This is a genomic window from Gracilimonas sp. B-17 (assembly GCF_056857935.1).
The window spans coordinates 263,220-280,465 of the sequence record NZ_JBSXOA010000009.1 but is presented as its reverse complement, the minus strand read 5'-3'; the positions used below and the strand labels follow the sequence as shown (position 1 = coordinate 280,465).

Sequence of the window (17,246 nt, the reverse complement as noted above, 5' to 3'; positions counted from 1 at the left end):
GAAAAGTTCCCCGGCTTTTTTTATGGGCTCAATTATTTTGAAAGTTGTCAGGTAGCAGGTACCGTTGTGGAGGACTGAGCTTTTCTCTTTTCTTGTTCATTTTCCATAGATTTTTTCCAGGCAATATAACCCGCAAAGGCAATGGCAGTAAATACCAGAAACTGAAAACTGGTCAGTACCAGTCCTTTATAAAAATAAAGTGGAATGGAAATGAGGTCTGTAATGATCCATGCCACCCAGCTTTCCAGTTTTTTTCGGGCCATCAGGAACATTCCCAGGATAGCAAAACAGGTTGTCAGCGAATCCCAGAATGCGACATCACTGTCAGTAAAGGTAGAAAGTACATAATACAGAATACTGAATGAACCGATTGTCAAAGCAACGGAAAACAAATTCTCATTACGTGAATTCATAGTTACCGGTACCTGTTCCCGGGAATCACTTTTCGGGTGGATCCAATAATACCAGCCATACACACTGACCACAAAGTAGTAGAAATTCACTCCCATGTCGGCATACAACTTATATTGGAAAGCGATGTACACATAGATGAGTACACTAACAATTCCGGTAGGGTAAACCAGGATATTTTCCTTCATTGAATACCAAACACTGGCTAACCCCGTAGCCACAGCTATCCATTCAAGCAAAGTTGTATTAATAACTCCGGTTATGATGCCGTCAAAGATGTAATCCAAAAATTCCATAGTGATTATTGCGGGAAATTCAGCCGTGAAGATAACAAGTGCAGGAGAGAGTTGAACATAAAACCCGACGATATTTTAAAGTCAGGGAGAGTTGGGGGGAATCATAGAAAAAAGAGCCCATTTACCAGATGGATCGGTGCATCGACCTTCGAAGGTCCCGGTTTCTGATTTTGCCAGCTTACAGGTCAAAGTTACCCCTTCCTCAGGTTCATTGAATGAATAGAAAAGGGAATCATTTTTTATATGTGGATCCATTGTTTGAATGGGTTGCCCACCCGGTCCTTTGAGTTCGATCCCAAGCTCATTATTAGTGTATTGAACATTATAACTGACCTCATTTTTCATATCCGGGTGATTCATAGGCGTCAGATAACCGGTCCATGTTCCCTGCGGTATTGGTTTTGAACCCGGTGAGTTGCAGGAAAAGATTAGCAATGCTGTGGCGAGTAAAAGCAAGTGTTTCATTATAGGGATTTGATATTATAGATATTTAGGGAGTTTCTCTGTCAATTATTTTGCCATCCAATAACTGGATCTGCCGGTCTGTTTCAGATGAAAAAGAATCATCGTGTGTTACCATAAGAATGGTTTGGTCAAACTCACGGGTCAGGTTCTTAAGCATGTCAAATACCACCTTCGCATTCTTAGAATCAAGATTACCGGTTGGTTCATCACAAAATACGATGCGCGGTTCGTTGATCAGCGCGCGTGCTACAGAAACACGCTGTTGCTGCCCACCGGAAAGGCGGTTTACCTTTTTTGAGGCTTGGTCAGCAATACCCAGGAGGTCAAGTTTCTGCATAGCTTTTTCTTCCAGCTCTTCATGAGTATGTTCCCCAAGCTTAAGGCCGGGAAGCATGACGTTGTCAAGAGCCGTAAAGTCGGCCAACAGATAATGGAACTGAAAAATAAAACCAATGGACTTATTTCTAAGGTGCGCCAACTTCTGATTGGTGAGTGTCTTAAGCTCAATATCATTGAACAGGACTTCTCCCTCATATTCACGATCAAGGGAAGATATAGCATAGAGGAGGGTAGATTTCCCGCTTCCGGAGGGACCAACAATAGAAACAAATTCACCGGAGTAGATCGACAGGTTGATATCCTTCAGCACGTGAAATTCCACGGGTTTGTGAAAGTATTTATTCAGGTGTTTGGCTTCTAATACTTTTTTCATGGTCACTGTGATCTGATGATATTGATCGGGTCGATCTTAGAAGCTTTTCTGGCCGGCAGATAACCTGCAATTCCGGTAGCCACCAGGCCAAAGATGAAAGCCAGTAGATAAAAAGCCGGGTCAAAATTGATATTCAGGTATTCAGAAGAAACAAAGCCTTCAATATTGGTCGGAATGATGGAGGTGATCCATGAGATCACAAACCCTATCATTAATCCTATCAATCCACCTAAAAAACCAATGATCAGTGCTTCCAAAAGGAATACATTTCTGATATCAACATCTGTATAACCTATGGATTTCAGAATGGCTATGTCATTCATCTTTTCATAGATCATCATAGAAAGGATATTGAAGATGCCAAAGCCTGAAACTAACAGGATAGAGATGATCACAAGATAGGTGACAATGTTCTGAATCCTGAACACGCTGAAAATACCTTCGTTGGCTTGTTTCCAGTCTTCGGCGGTGTATCCAAATCGGGATTGAAACTCACGGGCAAGCACCCCGGCCTTATCGACATCTTCAAGTTTGATATTAATGTCTGTAATGTAGCTTCCGGTCACATTCATAAGTTTTTGTGTATTCCGGATGCTGCTGTAGGCCCGATTGTTATCAAGATCCCTTAAGCCGGTGTCCAGTATGCCAACCACTTTCATCTGCAAGGCAACCCCACCCGGTGAGACCACCGTGATATTATCATTCAATATGGCACCCAGGGATTCTGCCAATCCGGAACCAAGTATGATCCCGTTATTCACAGTCTCAAGCCTGATAATTGAGCCGCTGACCATATCCGGTTCCAGATCAAAAAGCCGGTTCTCCTTGCGAATATTGACTCCATTGATGAAACCCGAAACATCCGCCACACCCAGTTTCAGGATTGCCTGGGTACTCAGGCTTGGAGAAACCCCGGTTACTTCTGGGTAAGACTCCAGGATCTCCACGATCTGCAGGCCGCGCTTAAGCTTTGGCAGCTCATTTTTACTTTTGATGTTTGGGACTGAGATCCAGGTTTTATCTGCATCGTAAACATCCAGGAGTACGGGAGGTGACTTCTGATTCTTATCCTGGTAGATGTGGATATGAGCCGTGGAGTTGATGGTCTTCTCAATAAAAAAATCTTGAAGTCCGGTGATCACCCCTGCCTGAAAGATGAATACCGTAATACCAAAGGTAACGCCCAGCATAGAAACGATGGTCTGCCGCTTTCGGCTGGTGAGATGCGTAATTACGATCTTTAGGATGGGAAAGCGGTTCATGATTCAGGTTTTAAAACGACATCGCCTTCTTCAAGTCCTGAGAGGATCTCAACATAATTCAGGTCACGGATCCCGGTTTCGATCCTTTTGAGGGAACCGTCTTCCATGATCACTTCATTGTTCTCATTGATGAATGTGATCGGAAGCACCAGCACACTGTCTTTTTCATTGATCACAATATTTGCCTCCAGTGCCATACCCGGATACATAGGGTGCTGCAAGGGGTCGATCGAGGCGATCACTTTAGCGGTACGTTCAATGGTATTGATCCGCGGATATATGAGACTAATAACTCCACTTAGCACTGTGTCTTCAATAGCATCCAGTTCGTAATATACCGGTTGGCCTTCTTTTACCATCACGATATCTGTTTCATCCACCTGAAGTTCGGTTTCAAAACGATCTGTGGCTCCGATCTCCATGATCGGGCGATTACCGGCAATAAGTTCTCCTTCTTCCGGTATGATATCGTAAACCTTTCCGTCAATAGCGGAAAGAATGGTGAAGTCGCCCGTCATGCTTTGTTGAGCAAGGAAGTTATTGCGGGCATTATCCAGTTCGATCTGCAAGCGTTCTTTAGTTTCCTGATACTTACTACTTGCTATCTGATAATTATTTTTTGAAGTCTGATATCGCAGCCTGATCCTATCCAGTTCAAGTTCAGAGCCAATGCCATCATTCCGAAGTTGTTGATAGCGTTCGTATTCAACAGAATCCTGCAAAAAAGTTGCCCGCGATATTTCAACTTGTTGGGAAAGCTGACTTAGGATGTCCGAACCATTATGGGCATTTTTTCGGGCCAGCTCTAACTGATTTCTGGCGATCTGCAGGTTGGCCTCATTGGGCTCATTTTTCAGTTTTACCAGTGGAAGGCCCGCCTCAACATCCTGACCTACACTCACTAAGATCTCATCAACAATTCCTGTGACCTTGCTGGTAACTTGATAATACCCGACCGGCATCACATTTCCCGAAGCATAAACACCCTGAACAAGATCCATCTTTTTGACCTGAACTTTTTCCTGTTCCGAGCAACCTGTGCCCGTGAAGATCATCAGTACGAGTATAAAGACAGTAGAGATCGGTCTCATAAAAACAAATTTATTGGTCTTTCTGATGGTGAAAGATACAGCTCCATTAGAATAAAAATTTACTGATTCTGAGTAATATTCAATTGAAATAAGGTGTGAAGCAGGATGGGGGTTTTGAGATATAATTTGTTGTATAACAAAAGAGGATCAATAAGGAAGGCTGATATATAACTTTCCAAGATCATTAAGTGCTCCGGAATCTGCTTCAAATAAATTGGTGAAACGGTCTTCAGCACCACGCCCTATGAACCATGCATATCTGAATACATCCTCTCTGCTTTCACAGATCTCTACCATGATCCGCATTTGTTCGGCTTGTTTGGCATACGAATTGATCTGAGGATTCCAATTGGCCATTTCAGTGATCCAGATCTGTTTACCATACTTTTCGAGACGGTCGAGTTGGGCTTCGAGTCCATAATCATACCAATGAAAAGCCAGGTAGTCGATAGTTGGGTCTTTTCCTCCATTTTCTGCTCGATAAGCCTCATAAAATGCATCCAGCCAAACGACAGGATCCCAATAATCCTGCATGGTTCCCCATGTCATGGCAGGACCTACCAGTTTCAAATCCCTGCCAAGTGAAGCCAGGTCGTTTATTACCTGTTCATAATATGACCATTCATGAGCTGCCTGGCTAGGTGTTTGATTAGCTTGATCGGTCAAATTAGGTTCATTCAAGACCAGCAAATATTCTATCTCAGGGTGATCCAGAATGTAGTTTTTTACCTTTTCGTAATCAGAGTTAGAATTGTGCCCCCATAGCATGGGGATAAACTCCATACGGTAATTATCATAAAAGTTGGAAGGAGCATCGGTTCTGTAATACCAGTTATACCACCAGCTTAGACCGGTTTCCAAAGCTCCCAGGTCAGCAGGATCAGTCAGGTTATAAGCGATCCCTCTTTTTGGGCTTTTTTCTTCAGTAGCGGGAGGAGAAGGGATGTCAATATCTTCAGTGGGACCTGCAATGTTTTTGTTACACCCACTCATTAAAGTTAAGAAACATAGAAGGATCAGTGTACTCAGGTACCCATTCATTTATAAAGCCTCTCTTAATATCTTATACATAAAAGAAGTTAGGATAACCAAAAGAAAAAAACGTGTTTATTTTTAGTTTTTGAAAAGTATGAGGATTGTAATTCTACTTTAAAACAGAAATGAACCAACAATTGTATGGGGTTACAAAATTGCAGATACTTAAAATCTATGTTTAATTTTCAATAAGTGTCAGACTCAATCTGCCAAATTGGTCATCTGAATCATTGGCGCCGATCTGATAGGTATATCGCCCATTTTCAAGAGGAGTTTCTCCGACATAATCGATCGGTTGTAGTGTGTAAGTGCTTCCATTTATTTGAAGTTCTACAAAGGCATACCTGTAGGCCTTCTCAAAGATGCGGTAATCCGTAAATTGTCCGGTTTCAAGGTCCCCGAAATTCACCTCATCTCCGGTGGTACTGACCCGGATATCCTGATAGGAATACGGGCTGACATTGGATAATCGAATATAGACTTGTGATAGGTTGTCATCTCCGGAAAGCAATGAACATCCGTTCAGTAGGGTAAGGATAGGAATGAGCAATAGAAAAGGTTTCATAAGGGCGTCTCACTTACTTTTTGGCTTTAAGTACTGTGACTAACGCTGGTATCAGTATTAATATTTGACCTGACGATGGGTAAATATTTTTGGTAGGTAAGGCATCGCCAGATCCACTCTAGTGGGCCGAATTTGAAATATGTCAGCCAGATCTTACTGTAAATTACCTGGAATATAAAGACTGCAATGGCCATAAGGAGTGTTTCAGATGGGCTGAAAGTTTCATACAAGCCAAGGCCAATGGATGAAAACAGAAAAAGACCGATCACACTTTGCATGATATAGTTTGTGAGTGCCATTCTCCCGGCATATTTCAGAGGCTGCAGAACCAATTTGAACCTGGTATTGAACCATAACCAGCCAATACCCCATAAATAGAAAAGCCCGGTTACCACATCAGATACCACCATTAATTTTATAAAATAAGGCCTGAAATCCTGGTAAAGATTTGTTTCCGGTAGTATAAATAAAAAAGCTATTCGATAGATATTGGCAATAACCGTTACGAGAAGAACAGGTCGTATGATCCGATCAATAAATTTTTCAAGGGAATCAAATACTTTAGTCTTTCCTAAATAGAGTCCCAAAAGGAACATTGAAAGGGCAATGGGGCCAAGGAATCCAAAAAGCATCGGGATATTAGACATATACTCGAGTAACCTAAGCTTAATGCCTTCAAGATATGTACCCTCACTGATAACTCTGTTAACTTCAGCTCCATCATACCCAATTAAATAACTTCCCGGTTCAAAGCTCATTAAGCTAAAGAGAACGCCAAACACCTGATCATAAAAAGGGAAGAGCAGAAAAAATAAAGAGAGAAACAGCAGGAGTTTATCTGACCGCGAGATCATGAAAGTCACAAGTAGACCAAGTAGTGCATATAAATTCAGCACATCCCCCGACCAGATAAATACAATATGAAAAGCACCGATCAGAAAAAGAATGAACATTCTTCTGGCGAAAAATGAAAAAGATAGATCACCTTTGTTTTTGAGTTTTAAGGCCTGCATGGATATACCCAATCCGAATAGAAGGGAAAAAATGGGAAAGAATTTAGTGTAAAAAAATAACTGTAAGGTTGTTTCAGCGATCTGATCGGTCGAAGAAGTCCATTGTTTAGCGAATTGATCCTGATTAAGGTAAGTGGAGTTCATTACCACAATGTTTACCACAAAGATCCCAAATATGGCGAACCCCCTGTAAACATCTAAAAGGTCAATTCTTTTTTTACTCCCGGTTGGCCGAATGGCAGTGGTATTTTCCAAGTGCTTTACTTATCTGATCTTATGGTTTGTATTCTTAAGCAGTCAAAGGTCAGTTTTTTAAAATTAATATGTTGTAAAAATCTCATAGAATGGGAAGAAATTCTTAGGGAGGCTGAAAGATATAGGGTCATTCAATTAGAGTGCGAATACAGAATGAATTAGTATTATAGTGTCACCAGTCAACCTGACAAATTCCGCCTCTGAATTGCATACTTTCGTCCGTATACTGGTGAAACTCGATGCGCACACCATTTGGATCTTCAGTCCATGATTGCCAGGTCTTATCCCCGCCAAGTACTTTTTCAGTGGCTTCAAATCCATTTGCACGCAGTTTTGATATAACCTGATCTATATCATCAGTTTCTATCGCCAGGTGATCGATATTTCCTACACCTTTGGGGTTTCCTTTAAAAACCTCAATGAAGGTTTTTTCGCCTAATTTGATGTAGAACCCAAATAAATCACCGTCTTTTTCGAAGGTGAAACCTTTCTCAAGGCTAAGTGCCTCACAGTAAAATCGTTCGGTTTCAGTAAGGTTGTCGGTATGAATACAGATATGGGCTAATCGGGTGATCATAGAGGGGATTTTTAATTGATTGCTTTAAAACCATACTAAAATAGAAATGTTCACAAAGAATTTAACTAACGATCGTAGTTTATTCTCGGTATGGAAAGTTGAAATGTTTCATAAGACATACCGAGAACACAGAAAGGTATTTGAACTGCAAAGTTTTAGTATTTTTAAGGTCTCAAACTCACTCATTTACAATTAATCTCACTCACTATGTACTTTAGTACAACAGACGATGGTATTGAACTTGAAAAAATCCAGAATGACCTCACGTTTTTACATAATTGTTATGTTGAAATGCTGCGTGATATCGGAGAAGTGCAGGTAGCTGATGCCATTGAGGAAGGCCATCATTCAAAAGCAGATTCTGAAAAGATCAGTAAGGCATTTTCATTATACTTTCAGTTCATCACTATTGTAGAGGAAAACGCTGCCGTTCAATTGCGCAGAAAGCTGGAAGATGAATATGGCCTGGCCCGTATCTCCGGGCTTTGGGGGAAGACCCTGCAGGATCTTAATGATCAAGAGATCTCAGGAAATGATATCCTGAATAAGCTTCCAAATATTAAAATTGAGCCTGTGTTGACGGCTCATCCAACCGAATCAAAACGCTCTACGGTCATCGATCAGCTTAGATCTGTATACCTGTTGATGGTCAGGCGTGAAAATGAAATGTGGACGAAGCATGAAAAAGAGCAGATAAGGGATGAAATAATGACGGCCATGCAGCGCCTCTGGAATACCGGGCAGGTGTTTCTCCATAAGCCCTCCATTCAGGATGAACTCAGCAATATCATGCACTATCTGACCAATGTATTCCCCAAAGTGTTGCCTATGCTTGATCAGAGGCTGAGAGAAGCATGGGAAAATGCGGGATTCAATGCTGAACTACTGGACGACTATCGAAAATTCCCAACGGTTAGCTTTGGGAACTGGGTAGGTGGTGACCGTGACGGGCACCCGTTTGTAACCGATCAGGTGACCCGTGAAACACTTTTGGTCCTGAGAAAACAGGCTCTGCATTTACTCAAGACCGACCTCTCAGGTCTGGCTAAAAAATTGAGTATATCTTCATTTGAAGTTAAGATTCCAAAATTACTCTCAGGCCGTATCTCAGAGATAAAAGACCGTGTTGGAGACTCAGCAAAACAAGCCCTCGAACGAAATATTGATGAACCATGGCGCCAGTATTTGAATTTAATGCAGGTACTTCTGCCAATTCAGGAGAATGGTGAACCCGTTGAAAAGCCGGATGCAGAACGATACTATACTTCTGAGAAAGATGTTCTCTCAGACCTTGATATCCTCATTGAATCGCTTCATGAAATTAATGCCGAGCGTATCATAAAAAGTGATGTGGAACCTATAGCTCGAAAGGCAGCTACCTTTGGGTTTCATTTGGCGGCGGTGGATATCAGGCAAAACAGCCAATTCCACGATAATGCTATGGCTCAGCTCTTGAAAGCATCCGGTATTGAAGATGGAGAAAACTTTGCAGTTTGGAGTGAAGAAAAACGCGTTAAGTTTCTTAATACCGAACTAAAAAGCTCAAGACCTTTTGTGCGTCACCGTCAGGGGCTTGGGGAAGAGGCGGATGCTGTTCTTGCCTGTTATCATGTGGTAAATAAGCACATCAATCGGTATGGTACGAATGGAATAGGCTCATTTATCGTAAGTATGACAAGAAGCTTATCGGATCTGTTGGTGGTCTATGCATTGTGCCGTGAAGCAGGCCTTATGGAGCTGACCGAAGAGGGCATGGCTTCCAAAATACCGGTAGTTCCCCTGCTGGAAACGATCGAGGATCTGGAAAAGGGTCCAGAAATACTGGATTCGTTTTTGAGTCACCCAATTACTCAGCGTAGCATAATCTATCGGCAGAAACGGGATAATTCAGACAGATATCAGCAAGTGATGGTCGGGTACAGTGACAGCAATAAGGATGGTGGGATATTTGCAAGCCTTTGGAGCCTGAATCAGGCTCAGCTTAAGTTGTCAGATGTAGGCAAAGAACACGGCATCCGAATTCGATATTTCCATGGAAGGGGTGGAACCATAAGCCGCGGGGCAGGGCCAACTCACCGTTTTATTGCCGGGCTGCCTTCCGGTACGGTTCAGGGAGATATGAGACTGACCGAGCAGGGAGAAATGATCTCTCAAAAATATGCCAACACGGTCACAGCCCTGTATAACCTGGAGTTACTTCAGGCCGGAACGGCATCGCATACCTTAAGTAAAAACAGTGGAAAGGATCTGCAGAATAAACTTCAGCCTGTTGTAAATAAATTGTATGATCACAGTCTTGAAAGTTATCAGAACCTTGTGCATTCAGATGAATTTGTTCAGTTCTTTTCACAGGCAACTCCTATTGATGTCATAGAATCAAGTAGCATAGGCTCTCGTCCGGCGCGCAGAACCGGTAAGCGTTCCTTTGGTGATCTTCGCGCCATTCCATGGGTATTCAGCTGGAGCCAGGCTCGGTTCTTCCTGACCGGTTGGTACGGGGTTGGTTCAGCTCTGCAGCGACTTCGGGATGAGGATCCGGAAGCATTTTCTGAGTTGAGCAAGGAAGCGGTCAATTTCATGCCTTTCCGGTATATCATAACCAACGCTTCCTCAGCCATAGCACTAACTGATATTGAGATCATGAAGGAATATGCATCTTTGGTTGAGGATCGGGCTCTCGCAGAGCAATACCTGAATAAGATAGAAGCAGAATTCAACAGAACGCGTGAGATGCTGGAGCTTTTATATGGCCATAAATTGAGTGAGCGTCGCCCACGTATGTATCGTATGATCGAATTCCGGTCAGAATTATTAAAGCCATTGCATAAATTACAGATCGAACAGCTTAAGTCATGGAGGAAGCTCAAAGACTCAGGTAAGGAAAAACAAGCGGCGGAACAGTTGCCTGAAATGCTTTTGGTATTGAATGCCATTGCCAGTGGCTTGGGGACTACAGGGTGATCAGATAAGGCAGGATGTTTTCTAAGATCACGGATTATTGGCGAAACAGTATAGAAGATATGAGTTAATCAATGGAACTTGATTTCCCATCAACTCGCTCAAGAAATTGTTGGTACCAAATCTCAATTCTTTTGTGAGCCTCATTGTCTTTAAAATTCTGTTTCTCACGACCTAATTTTTGATGATAACTTAAAACCCCGCGTTTTTAGGGTGCTGTGGTTTAGTGTTCACCAAAGTAGCACACATAACCGTAATTTCATTGTTGTTCACAGGCATAGTAGATTCCTTCATGATGCATAAAAGTGCTGTCCCTTCGATTCAGATCCAGCGGACCGCCTTCAAAGTTTGTGGCGCGGAAGCCAAGTTCATGAAACAGACATGCGGTAGAGGCAAAATCCCAGAGACTTCCGCCTCCGATCTCTTTTTTGGGATGCTTGATCATACAGGAGGGAGGATTTTTTAATACGTTGATGGCATTGAGTACCGACCCGCCACCCTGCAGCACCTCTAACCCTGACAGGCCCATTTCATCAACCATATCATTCAGCAGTCGCTTCAGGTCATCGGGCCGGGAAGTGTCTTCCAATGGTTTGTCTGTAACATGGGTCAGGTGATCATTCGGGGTTGGGATCTCCCAGGGTTTATCATTACGGTACACCCCGTGGCCTTTAGCGGCATGGTATAAGGTATCGGTACAGGGATCATAAATGACACCGATCACCGGCTCCCCGTCTCTGGATACCAGGGCTATGGAAACTGAAAACCCCGGTTCTTTATGGATAAAAGCCAGGGTTCCGTCGATGGGATCCACGCACCAGAAATAGTCTTTTTCGAAGCGACTGCCATCGTCTTCAGTTTCCTCCGTTAGCATAGCCAGGTCATATTCCGCACAGGAAGGTAACAAAAATGAAAGGATCTCCTCTTCACATTCTTTATCTGCTTTCGTGACCACCTGCGAGGCATAATTGGTTCCGCCTTCTTTTTCATCCACAGGGATCTCCTGATCCATATATGATTTAATGATCCGTCCTGCAGCCATTGCAGCATTTATAGCCGTTTCTTTAAGGGGTAATAGGTTCATCTAATAGATTGTTTATGACTTCTTGGGTTATTCTCTCGCTATAGCTGTTGATCTTCCAATGTCCCGGACTCCAGCCTTTGAGGAAACGGTGGAAATCAGCCCAGGCTACTCTGTATAAAGATCGCCACTCAGTTTCCAGACACTCGTTTCTGTTTCCGAGTGCCTGATGAAGGTGTTTGAAATAGGTATCCAGGATCTGCTGTTCCATGGCTTCGCATTCGTCCTCATCCAGGCAGCTTCCGATAAAATACGCCACATCTTTCATTCCGCAGCCCCCGCCAACATACTGGAAGTCAACAGCGGCAACCTCACCCTGTTCGGAAAAGCAAAAATTGGCCAGCTTGGCATCTCCGTGAACAAAGGTCTTATAAGTACAGGCATTTAGTTTCTGATCGATCAGGGCAGCAGCCTTTTTCAGGCGTTTATCACTCAATGCATCGTATTCCTGTGGACGGGTTTTCAGGTGCCAGTAGGTGCCTTGTTCCCATAAACCCTCCGGGTCTTTTCCCAGGAAAGTTGCATGGAAGTCCGCCAGCCACTTTAGAATGGAGCTGATCTCACTTAAACTTACGGATGTTTTGCGGAGTGGATATCCGGAAGCATCCAGGTCTTCCAATACGATCAGTACCTCATCTTCGTGATGGTCTACTGCCAGGCAGCGGGGGACCCGAGCAGTACTTTCGGAACTGTACCGTTCATACCAGGTAGTTTCCACCTCATAGGATCTAAGCTTTCGCTGATGTCCGATATCTGTATTCCAACCTCTGGGATGACTTTTAGCCCCCTCCGACTGAATATATTTTGCGACCACACTACGGGCAGGGGTGCCGGAAATACGCATACGAAGGATCTTACCATAACCACTCCAGAGTTCCTGTATTACCTCCTGATCGCTTATTGAATCAGCTCCGGTGCTTTCTAGTATGACATCTTTGAAGGCTTCTTTCATAGATGCTGAAGATAGGAAAGATTTTGCAGCAGATTGTATTGACATGACGCAAAAAGAGCGTACAAAACAGTGCTGAATTGAATTTAAAATGTAATATGGGACTGACGAAAACAAATCAGGCAGCCAACGGTGAGGCATGCCTCCTAAATGAACGGTTTATCAGGCATTTTTTAAAAAGATAAAGCTCTATTTGCCGTTGTAAAAAACATTCCATTTATGGCCGTCAGGATCTGCAAAACCACATCCGTACCAATCGTTATTTCCCTGTATGTTTTGCGGTTCACTAAATATGGTACCGCCTGCTTTTTTAACTGCATTCGCCCATTCATTAACTTCTTCTTTACTGTCAGCCGAAAGGGTGAACATTACTTCATTACCGTTATTTAAATCCGCTATTTCACCGCCCATGGAAGGTTTCAGGCTTTTGTGTGAGAAGAAATGAACAATAAAATCGTTTTCACCAACCAAAAAGCTGACTAGATCATATTCATTGGGAAATTCTCCATTTGGTCTGAACCCCAACTCTTTGTAGAAATCATGGGTTCTTTTCACATCTCTTACCGATAAGTTTGCCCAAACTTTTTTTGTATTCATATAGTGATACTTATTTAATATTTAGATCTGGATTTTGTGTATCTGACAGGTCTTTAATGATATGAAAATAAGACACCTTCACGGGGTAATTAAAACAATAATTAGACTAAGCTCTTTAACGGTCCGGATAATATGATTTTTAAAAGGCTAAACATTTGAATGATCATTGGCAAGAAATTTAACCAAAGTCGCGACTGCGTCCACGGTTAATGCAGTTGTTAAGCACAATTTTAATGTCGAATTGAACAAAATTGAATTATCAACCGGCTAACTTCTTCACTGAACTTTTGAATAGTGTTCTTAACATTCGTTAAATATCATCGTTTACATATTGCTTCCAAACATTGAGGTACAATTCCTTGAATGATACCCACGTATCTCGCTCGATTTGAGGATCATTTAATCTGGCAATGTTCATAGTTACCTGAAGGTTCTTTAGGGCCGTGTCAAACTGACTCTTGGTACAGCCAACTTCCTGCATTGTCGCCTTGCGAAGTGATGTGGTATCCCATGGCTCCGTAACCACTTTGCTGTAAATATGCTGTGCAAGACTATCCTGTGTTTGAATATCTTTATAGGCCTTGGGAAAGTGAACATTGGCCATATAGTCCATATCCATCAGCACCGCCACCCCTCCTTTGATCTTACCATAGAATATGTCGTCAGGATACTGAGCCGGAAGCTGATTTTTCCATGTCCAAACAGCTGTCATCTTCTTCCCCCATCCCTTTTCCCCGGGTTGTTTTTCAGGAAGATCAACCTGTTCCCAAAGGGAGGCATGCTCGACTTTATCACTTGAGAAGATGGTACATACCTTTACTTTTTTGACAAACCGGTAAGCCTGTTCAATCGTCTTGATCATAACATGTACATCTTTATTGTGCATAACGGCCTGTCGCAAAACCGGCACGGGAATTATAAGTCTCTTCTGAAGTAGCGATATTAATTCCTGGCAAGCAAGTTCAATCGTGCCCCGCCTGCGTCCGATTTAAAACGCTTTATTAGTGTGCCGGAGGATTATAAACGCGATTTCCAAGCATTTGGATTCTGATGTTGATGCAATATGGCGAACACTGAAATCACATCTTTTTGTTCAACAAAGTAAATAGAAAACGGAAATCGGTTAACTAAAGCTCTTCGAATTTTGCTTTTATAAACAACTTGGTGTTGCTGAGGAGCACAAAGAACAGAAGTAATCTTTACATCTACACAACGAGCGAACTCTTTTCCCAATCCCGGATCTTGGCTTTCGTACTAATCATATGCATCATCAAGATCTTTTTCAGCTTGTGGGGTAAGAATTAGCGTTTTAAGCACGACCTATAAATACTTTTCTCGGATTTTATCCCATGACTTTCCGTTCGCTGTATCTTTATCAAGTGTTTGTAAACGCTCTTCTAAAATACTTATATGATGTTCAGGCACATCAACTTGCTCAGGATCAGAAGCTATAGAATCCCACAAAGCTTCTACTAAAATGATCTTTTCGTTTTTATTGAGTCTTGATAGTTCTTTGATCAGCGTGTCTTCCATTATGACTGAATTAAATTAGATACAATAATTTGAACAAAAAGAACCTCTAAAGCAATCGCGGAATAAATTTTGAATGAGGCGCACTAACGGATTGGCGTTTAACCAGCTTGGCCTTTTTGATTAGGAATGAACTAAAACTCAGGATTTCTATAAGCCAAGAAATTTTTCATAGGCAAACAGCGGCCAAGTCCGAGTTGATACGTTGGTTATGTAACCGGCTCTGGTTCTTGGATTAATACTTCTGCCGGAATCCCAAGTTTTTTGTTTAGCACTTTAATATGACGGAGAGAAAGAGAGCGTTTACCTGAGAGTATTTCACTTGCTCGTGATTTTGATCCCAACACTTTGGCCAAATCTTTTTGTTGCATCCCTAATTGATCCATGCGAAATTTAATAGCTTCTACTGGTTTTGGAGATTCAAAAGGGAAATGCTTTTTTTCGTATTCATCCACTAAAATTCCCAATATTTCCAATTCATCACCTTCCTCACTTCCAGGCTTGGCATCGAAAATTTCTTCAATACGATCTAATGCTTTTTGATAATCGTCTTCGGTATGTATGGGGTGAATCTGCATGATTAATATCCGCTTTAAATTGTCGTTGCATCAATTTTGTCGTATTCAGCATGAGTACCTACAAAACGGATGAATACTTGTCCGTAGTCATAATTGATTTTGACTACCAGCCGATAGTTATTGCCCTTGATGTTGAAAACCACCCGATTGTCAGGAAGAATACTGGCATGTGGATATTTCTTCTTAATGTCAGAAGGTGATTCCCAATAAGAGTTTTCTGCTTCAGAAAACCATGCTTTTAAAGCATCTTCACTGTCCGAATGATTAATCCAAAACTTACGTAATGTTTTTCGGGCAATTACTCGCATAAATGAATATAGAAAGTTCCATAATTGGGAACAAGCAAAAAGATAGGTTACATAACGGCCCAGCTCATAATGGCGCGGGGATTATGATTTCTTTTGAAGTAGCAAAATTAATTCCTGGCAATCAAGTTCCATCGCACCCCGTCCGATTTAAAAACGCCTTGTTATACACACGGTTTTAGGTTCGAGATTCCCTGTACCCTGGTTTTCGCTTCAAATTCATAACGGCGAATATGGTAATAAGCTCACCTTCCACAGAGTAGATGATTCCAAAAGGAAAGCGGGAAACTAAAAATCTTCGTACTGTTTTAGTAATTTTAGTTCCGGATGAAGGTTGTTGTTCAATGACATTTAATACTTTTTCTACCTCATTAATAAAGTCATACCTAGTCCAACAACCTGTTCCTCGTAGTATTCCGAAGTTTCAAAGAATTCATTTCTGGCTTCTGAATGAAATTTAATAGTCACTTTTGAATGCGATTTCTCGCTTCTTTTAAAACTTCAGTAGCTGAGTGAAGAGAGGCGTCTCCTGATTTAAGCGATTCCTTTCTCTTTTGAACTTCATCAATCCAAGCCTGTTCTATTTCAGGATCAATTTTACCATGAATACTTTGTAATAATTTATCAGCAAGACGGGCTTTATTCTTCCGGTCAAGATTTAAGGCAGAATTTTCTATCTCTTTGAAATCGGTAATCATAATATATGAGTTAGTTTACCTGAATGTAATTATTACTGAAGAGAAGTGGAAGCGAGAACCATTATTGTAGTGGGTATGACGGCCCAGCGTTTAAACGGAGAGGGATTATAATTTACTTTTAAAGTAGCGAAATTAAATTCTTAGAAACAAGTTTCCATCGCACCCCGTCCGCTTTAAAACGCATTGTAAGCCGTATTTTCTATGTTTTTAAAGCATTCTCTTTTAGGTGCTTGGCAAGATCTTCTTTGGAAATATTTTTTGACAAAAAATCCAGAATCAAGTCAGCAAGTTCCAGATCATAAGATTCTTCAACTTCAGATCCATTGATGTACAAAAAAGTCGGGGCAGAGGCCAATGCAGTTCGTTTATTTCCATCGACAAATGGATGTCGAATAGTTAAACAAATAATATAGCTGGCCGCCATATCAAATAGATCGTTCAAATATTCACTATCAAAACTTGCTTTGGGAGCATCTGTGCAAGCCTGTATATTTTGTTCTTCCCGAACACCCGAAGCACCACCTGCTTTTTGAATCTCTTGCTCATGGATGAATAAAATGTCTTCCACGGTTAAAAAGGAAGGCTTGTGCATTATTCACCCAATTTATCCAAGGATTTTCGATGCTTTTTGCTGACTTCTTGATAAGCAGATTTTGCTTTGACTTTTTTAATCAAAAGTCCTTCATCTTGCGGGATAATTTCGACTTGGTCGTCATCTTCTACTTTCAAAAGCTTAAGCAGGGCTTTTTCGAGCAGGACACCACGACTGTTGCCAATTTTCTGAAGTTTCTTAATCATAATCCTGTTGCTTTATGTTCTTACGAAGTTATTAACATAAGAATACGAAATAAAAAGCAAAAAAGTATAT

20 protein-coding genes are annotated in these 17,246 nt (G+C 41.7%); 1 reads left to right on the top strand and 19 read right to left on the bottom strand.

All coding sequences use genetic code 11. From position 1 onward, the window contains the following. Nucleotides 1-47 precede the first annotated feature (47 nt). From pnuC to AC13FX_RS02920, 9 genes are all read right to left on the bottom strand, one after another. Complete coding sequence (pnuC, locus tag AC13FX_RS02960; RefSeq protein WP_482878957.1) at nt 48-707, bottom strand: nicotinamide riboside transporter PnuC; 660 nt, start codon at nt 705-707, stop codon at nt 48-50. A gap of 81 nt (nt 708-788) precedes the next feature. Then, nucleotides 789-1,172 (bottom strand): hypothetical protein, encoded by a 384-nt coding sequence (locus AC13FX_RS02955; protein ID WP_482878956.1) that lies wholly within the window; start codon nt 1,170-1,172, stop codon nt 789-791. A gap of 25 nt (nt 1,173-1,197) precedes the next feature. Further along, nucleotides 1,198-1,884, bottom strand: a complete 687-nt coding sequence (locus AC13FX_RS02950; RefSeq protein WP_482878954.1) for an ABC transporter ATP-binding protein — start codon at nt 1,882-1,884, stop codon at nt 1,198-1,200. Between the two features lie 2 nt (nt 1,885-1,886). Next, nucleotides 1,887-3,146: an ABC transporter permease gene (locus AC13FX_RS02945; RefSeq protein WP_482878953.1), complete on the bottom strand. Its 1,260-nt coding sequence runs from the start codon at nt 3,144-3,146 to the stop codon at nt 1,887-1,889. After that, nucleotides 3,143-4,237, bottom strand: coding sequence for an efflux RND transporter periplasmic adaptor subunit (locus AC13FX_RS02940; RefSeq protein ID WP_482878952.1), 1,095 nt, complete (start codon nt 4,235-4,237; stop codon nt 3,143-3,145). The genes AC13FX_RS02945 and AC13FX_RS02940 overlap by 4 nt, the downstream gene beginning before the upstream one ends. Nucleotides 4,238-4,384: 147 nt before the next feature. Next, complete coding sequence (locus tag AC13FX_RS02935; protein ID WP_482878951.1) at nt 4,385-5,278, bottom strand: glycosyl hydrolase; 894 nt, start codon at nt 5,276-5,278, stop codon at nt 4,385-4,387. A gap of 172 nt (nt 5,279-5,450) precedes the next feature. Then, complete coding sequence (locus AC13FX_RS02930) at nt 5,451-5,837, bottom strand: hypothetical protein (RefSeq protein WP_482878950.1); 387 nt, start codon at nt 5,835-5,837, stop codon at nt 5,451-5,453. A gap of 26 nt (nt 5,838-5,863) precedes the next feature. Beyond that, the gene (locus AC13FX_RS02925; protein ID WP_482878949.1) at nt 5,864-7,105 is read right to left on the bottom strand and encodes a DUF418 domain-containing protein; all 1,242 of its coding nucleotides are present in this window, start codon (nt 7,103-7,105) and stop codon (nt 5,864-5,866) included. 172 nt (nt 7,106-7,277) lie between these two features. After that, nucleotides 7,278-7,682, bottom strand: coding sequence for a VOC family protein (locus AC13FX_RS02920; RefSeq protein ID WP_482878948.1), 405 nt, complete (start codon nt 7,680-7,682; stop codon nt 7,278-7,280). A 207-nt stretch (nt 7,683-7,889) separates the two neighbouring features. Between AC13FX_RS02920 and AC13FX_RS02915 the strand changes: the two genes are divergently transcribed. Next, a complete protein-coding gene (locus AC13FX_RS02915; protein WP_482878947.1) occupies nt 7,890-10,643 on the top strand; it encodes a phosphoenolpyruvate carboxylase in 2,754 nt (917 codons plus the stop codon). 256 nt (nt 10,644-10,899) lie between these two features. Here AC13FX_RS02915 and AC13FX_RS02910 read toward each other — a convergent pair whose 3' ends face one another. From AC13FX_RS02910 to AC13FX_RS02865, 10 genes are all read right to left on the bottom strand, one after another. Beyond that, nucleotides 10,900-11,724, bottom strand: coding sequence for a 3'(2'),5'-bisphosphate nucleotidase CysQ family protein (locus tag AC13FX_RS02910; RefSeq protein WP_482878946.1), 825 nt, complete (start codon nt 11,722-11,724; stop codon nt 10,900-10,902). Further along, the gene (locus AC13FX_RS02905; RefSeq protein WP_482879033.1) at nt 11,705-12,673 is read right to left on the bottom strand and encodes a phosphotransferase; all 969 of its coding nucleotides are present in this window, start codon (nt 12,671-12,673) and stop codon (nt 11,705-11,707) included. Before AC13FX_RS02905 ends, AC13FX_RS02910 begins: the two co-directional genes overlap by 20 nt. Before the next feature lie 186 nt (nt 12,674-12,859). Further along, nucleotides 12,860-13,267: a VOC family protein gene (locus AC13FX_RS02900; RefSeq protein WP_482878945.1), complete on the bottom strand. Its 408-nt coding sequence runs from the start codon at nt 13,265-13,267 to the stop codon at nt 12,860-12,862. A gap of 310 nt (nt 13,268-13,577) precedes the next feature. Further along, complete coding sequence (locus AC13FX_RS02895; protein WP_482878943.1) at nt 13,578-14,153, bottom strand: AlkZ-related protein; 576 nt, start codon at nt 14,151-14,153, stop codon at nt 13,578-13,580. Nucleotides 14,154-14,587: 434 nt separating this feature from the next. After that, nucleotides 14,588-14,800: an addiction module protein gene (locus tag AC13FX_RS02890; protein WP_482878942.1), complete on the bottom strand. Its 213-nt coding sequence runs from the start codon at nt 14,798-14,800 to the stop codon at nt 14,588-14,590. Nucleotides 14,801-15,006: 206 nt separating this feature from the next. Further along, nucleotides 15,007-15,375, bottom strand: coding sequence for a helix-turn-helix domain-containing protein (locus tag AC13FX_RS02885; protein WP_482878941.1), 369 nt, complete (start codon nt 15,373-15,375; stop codon nt 15,007-15,009). A gap of 14 nt (nt 15,376-15,389) precedes the next feature. Then, nucleotides 15,390-15,683: a type II toxin-antitoxin system HigB family toxin gene (locus AC13FX_RS02880; RefSeq protein WP_482878940.1), complete on the bottom strand. Its 294-nt coding sequence runs from the start codon at nt 15,681-15,683 to the stop codon at nt 15,390-15,392. 461 nt (nt 15,684-16,144) lie between these two features. Then, entirely contained in the window at nt 16,145-16,378 is a 234-nt protein-coding gene (locus AC13FX_RS02875) for an addiction module protein (protein ID WP_482878939.1), read from the bottom strand. Nucleotides 16,379-16,577: 199 nt separating this feature from the next. Next, the gene (locus AC13FX_RS02870; protein ID WP_482878937.1) at nt 16,578-16,946 is read right to left on the bottom strand and encodes a type II toxin-antitoxin system death-on-curing family toxin; all 369 of its coding nucleotides are present in this window, start codon (nt 16,944-16,946) and stop codon (nt 16,578-16,580) included. A 23-nt stretch (nt 16,947-16,969) separates the two neighbouring features. Beyond that, nucleotides 16,970-17,176 (bottom strand): MazE family transcriptional regulator, encoded by a 207-nt coding sequence (locus AC13FX_RS02865; protein ID WP_482878936.1) that lies wholly within the window; start codon nt 17,174-17,176, stop codon nt 16,970-16,972. Nucleotides 17,177-17,246: the final 70 nt, after the last annotated feature.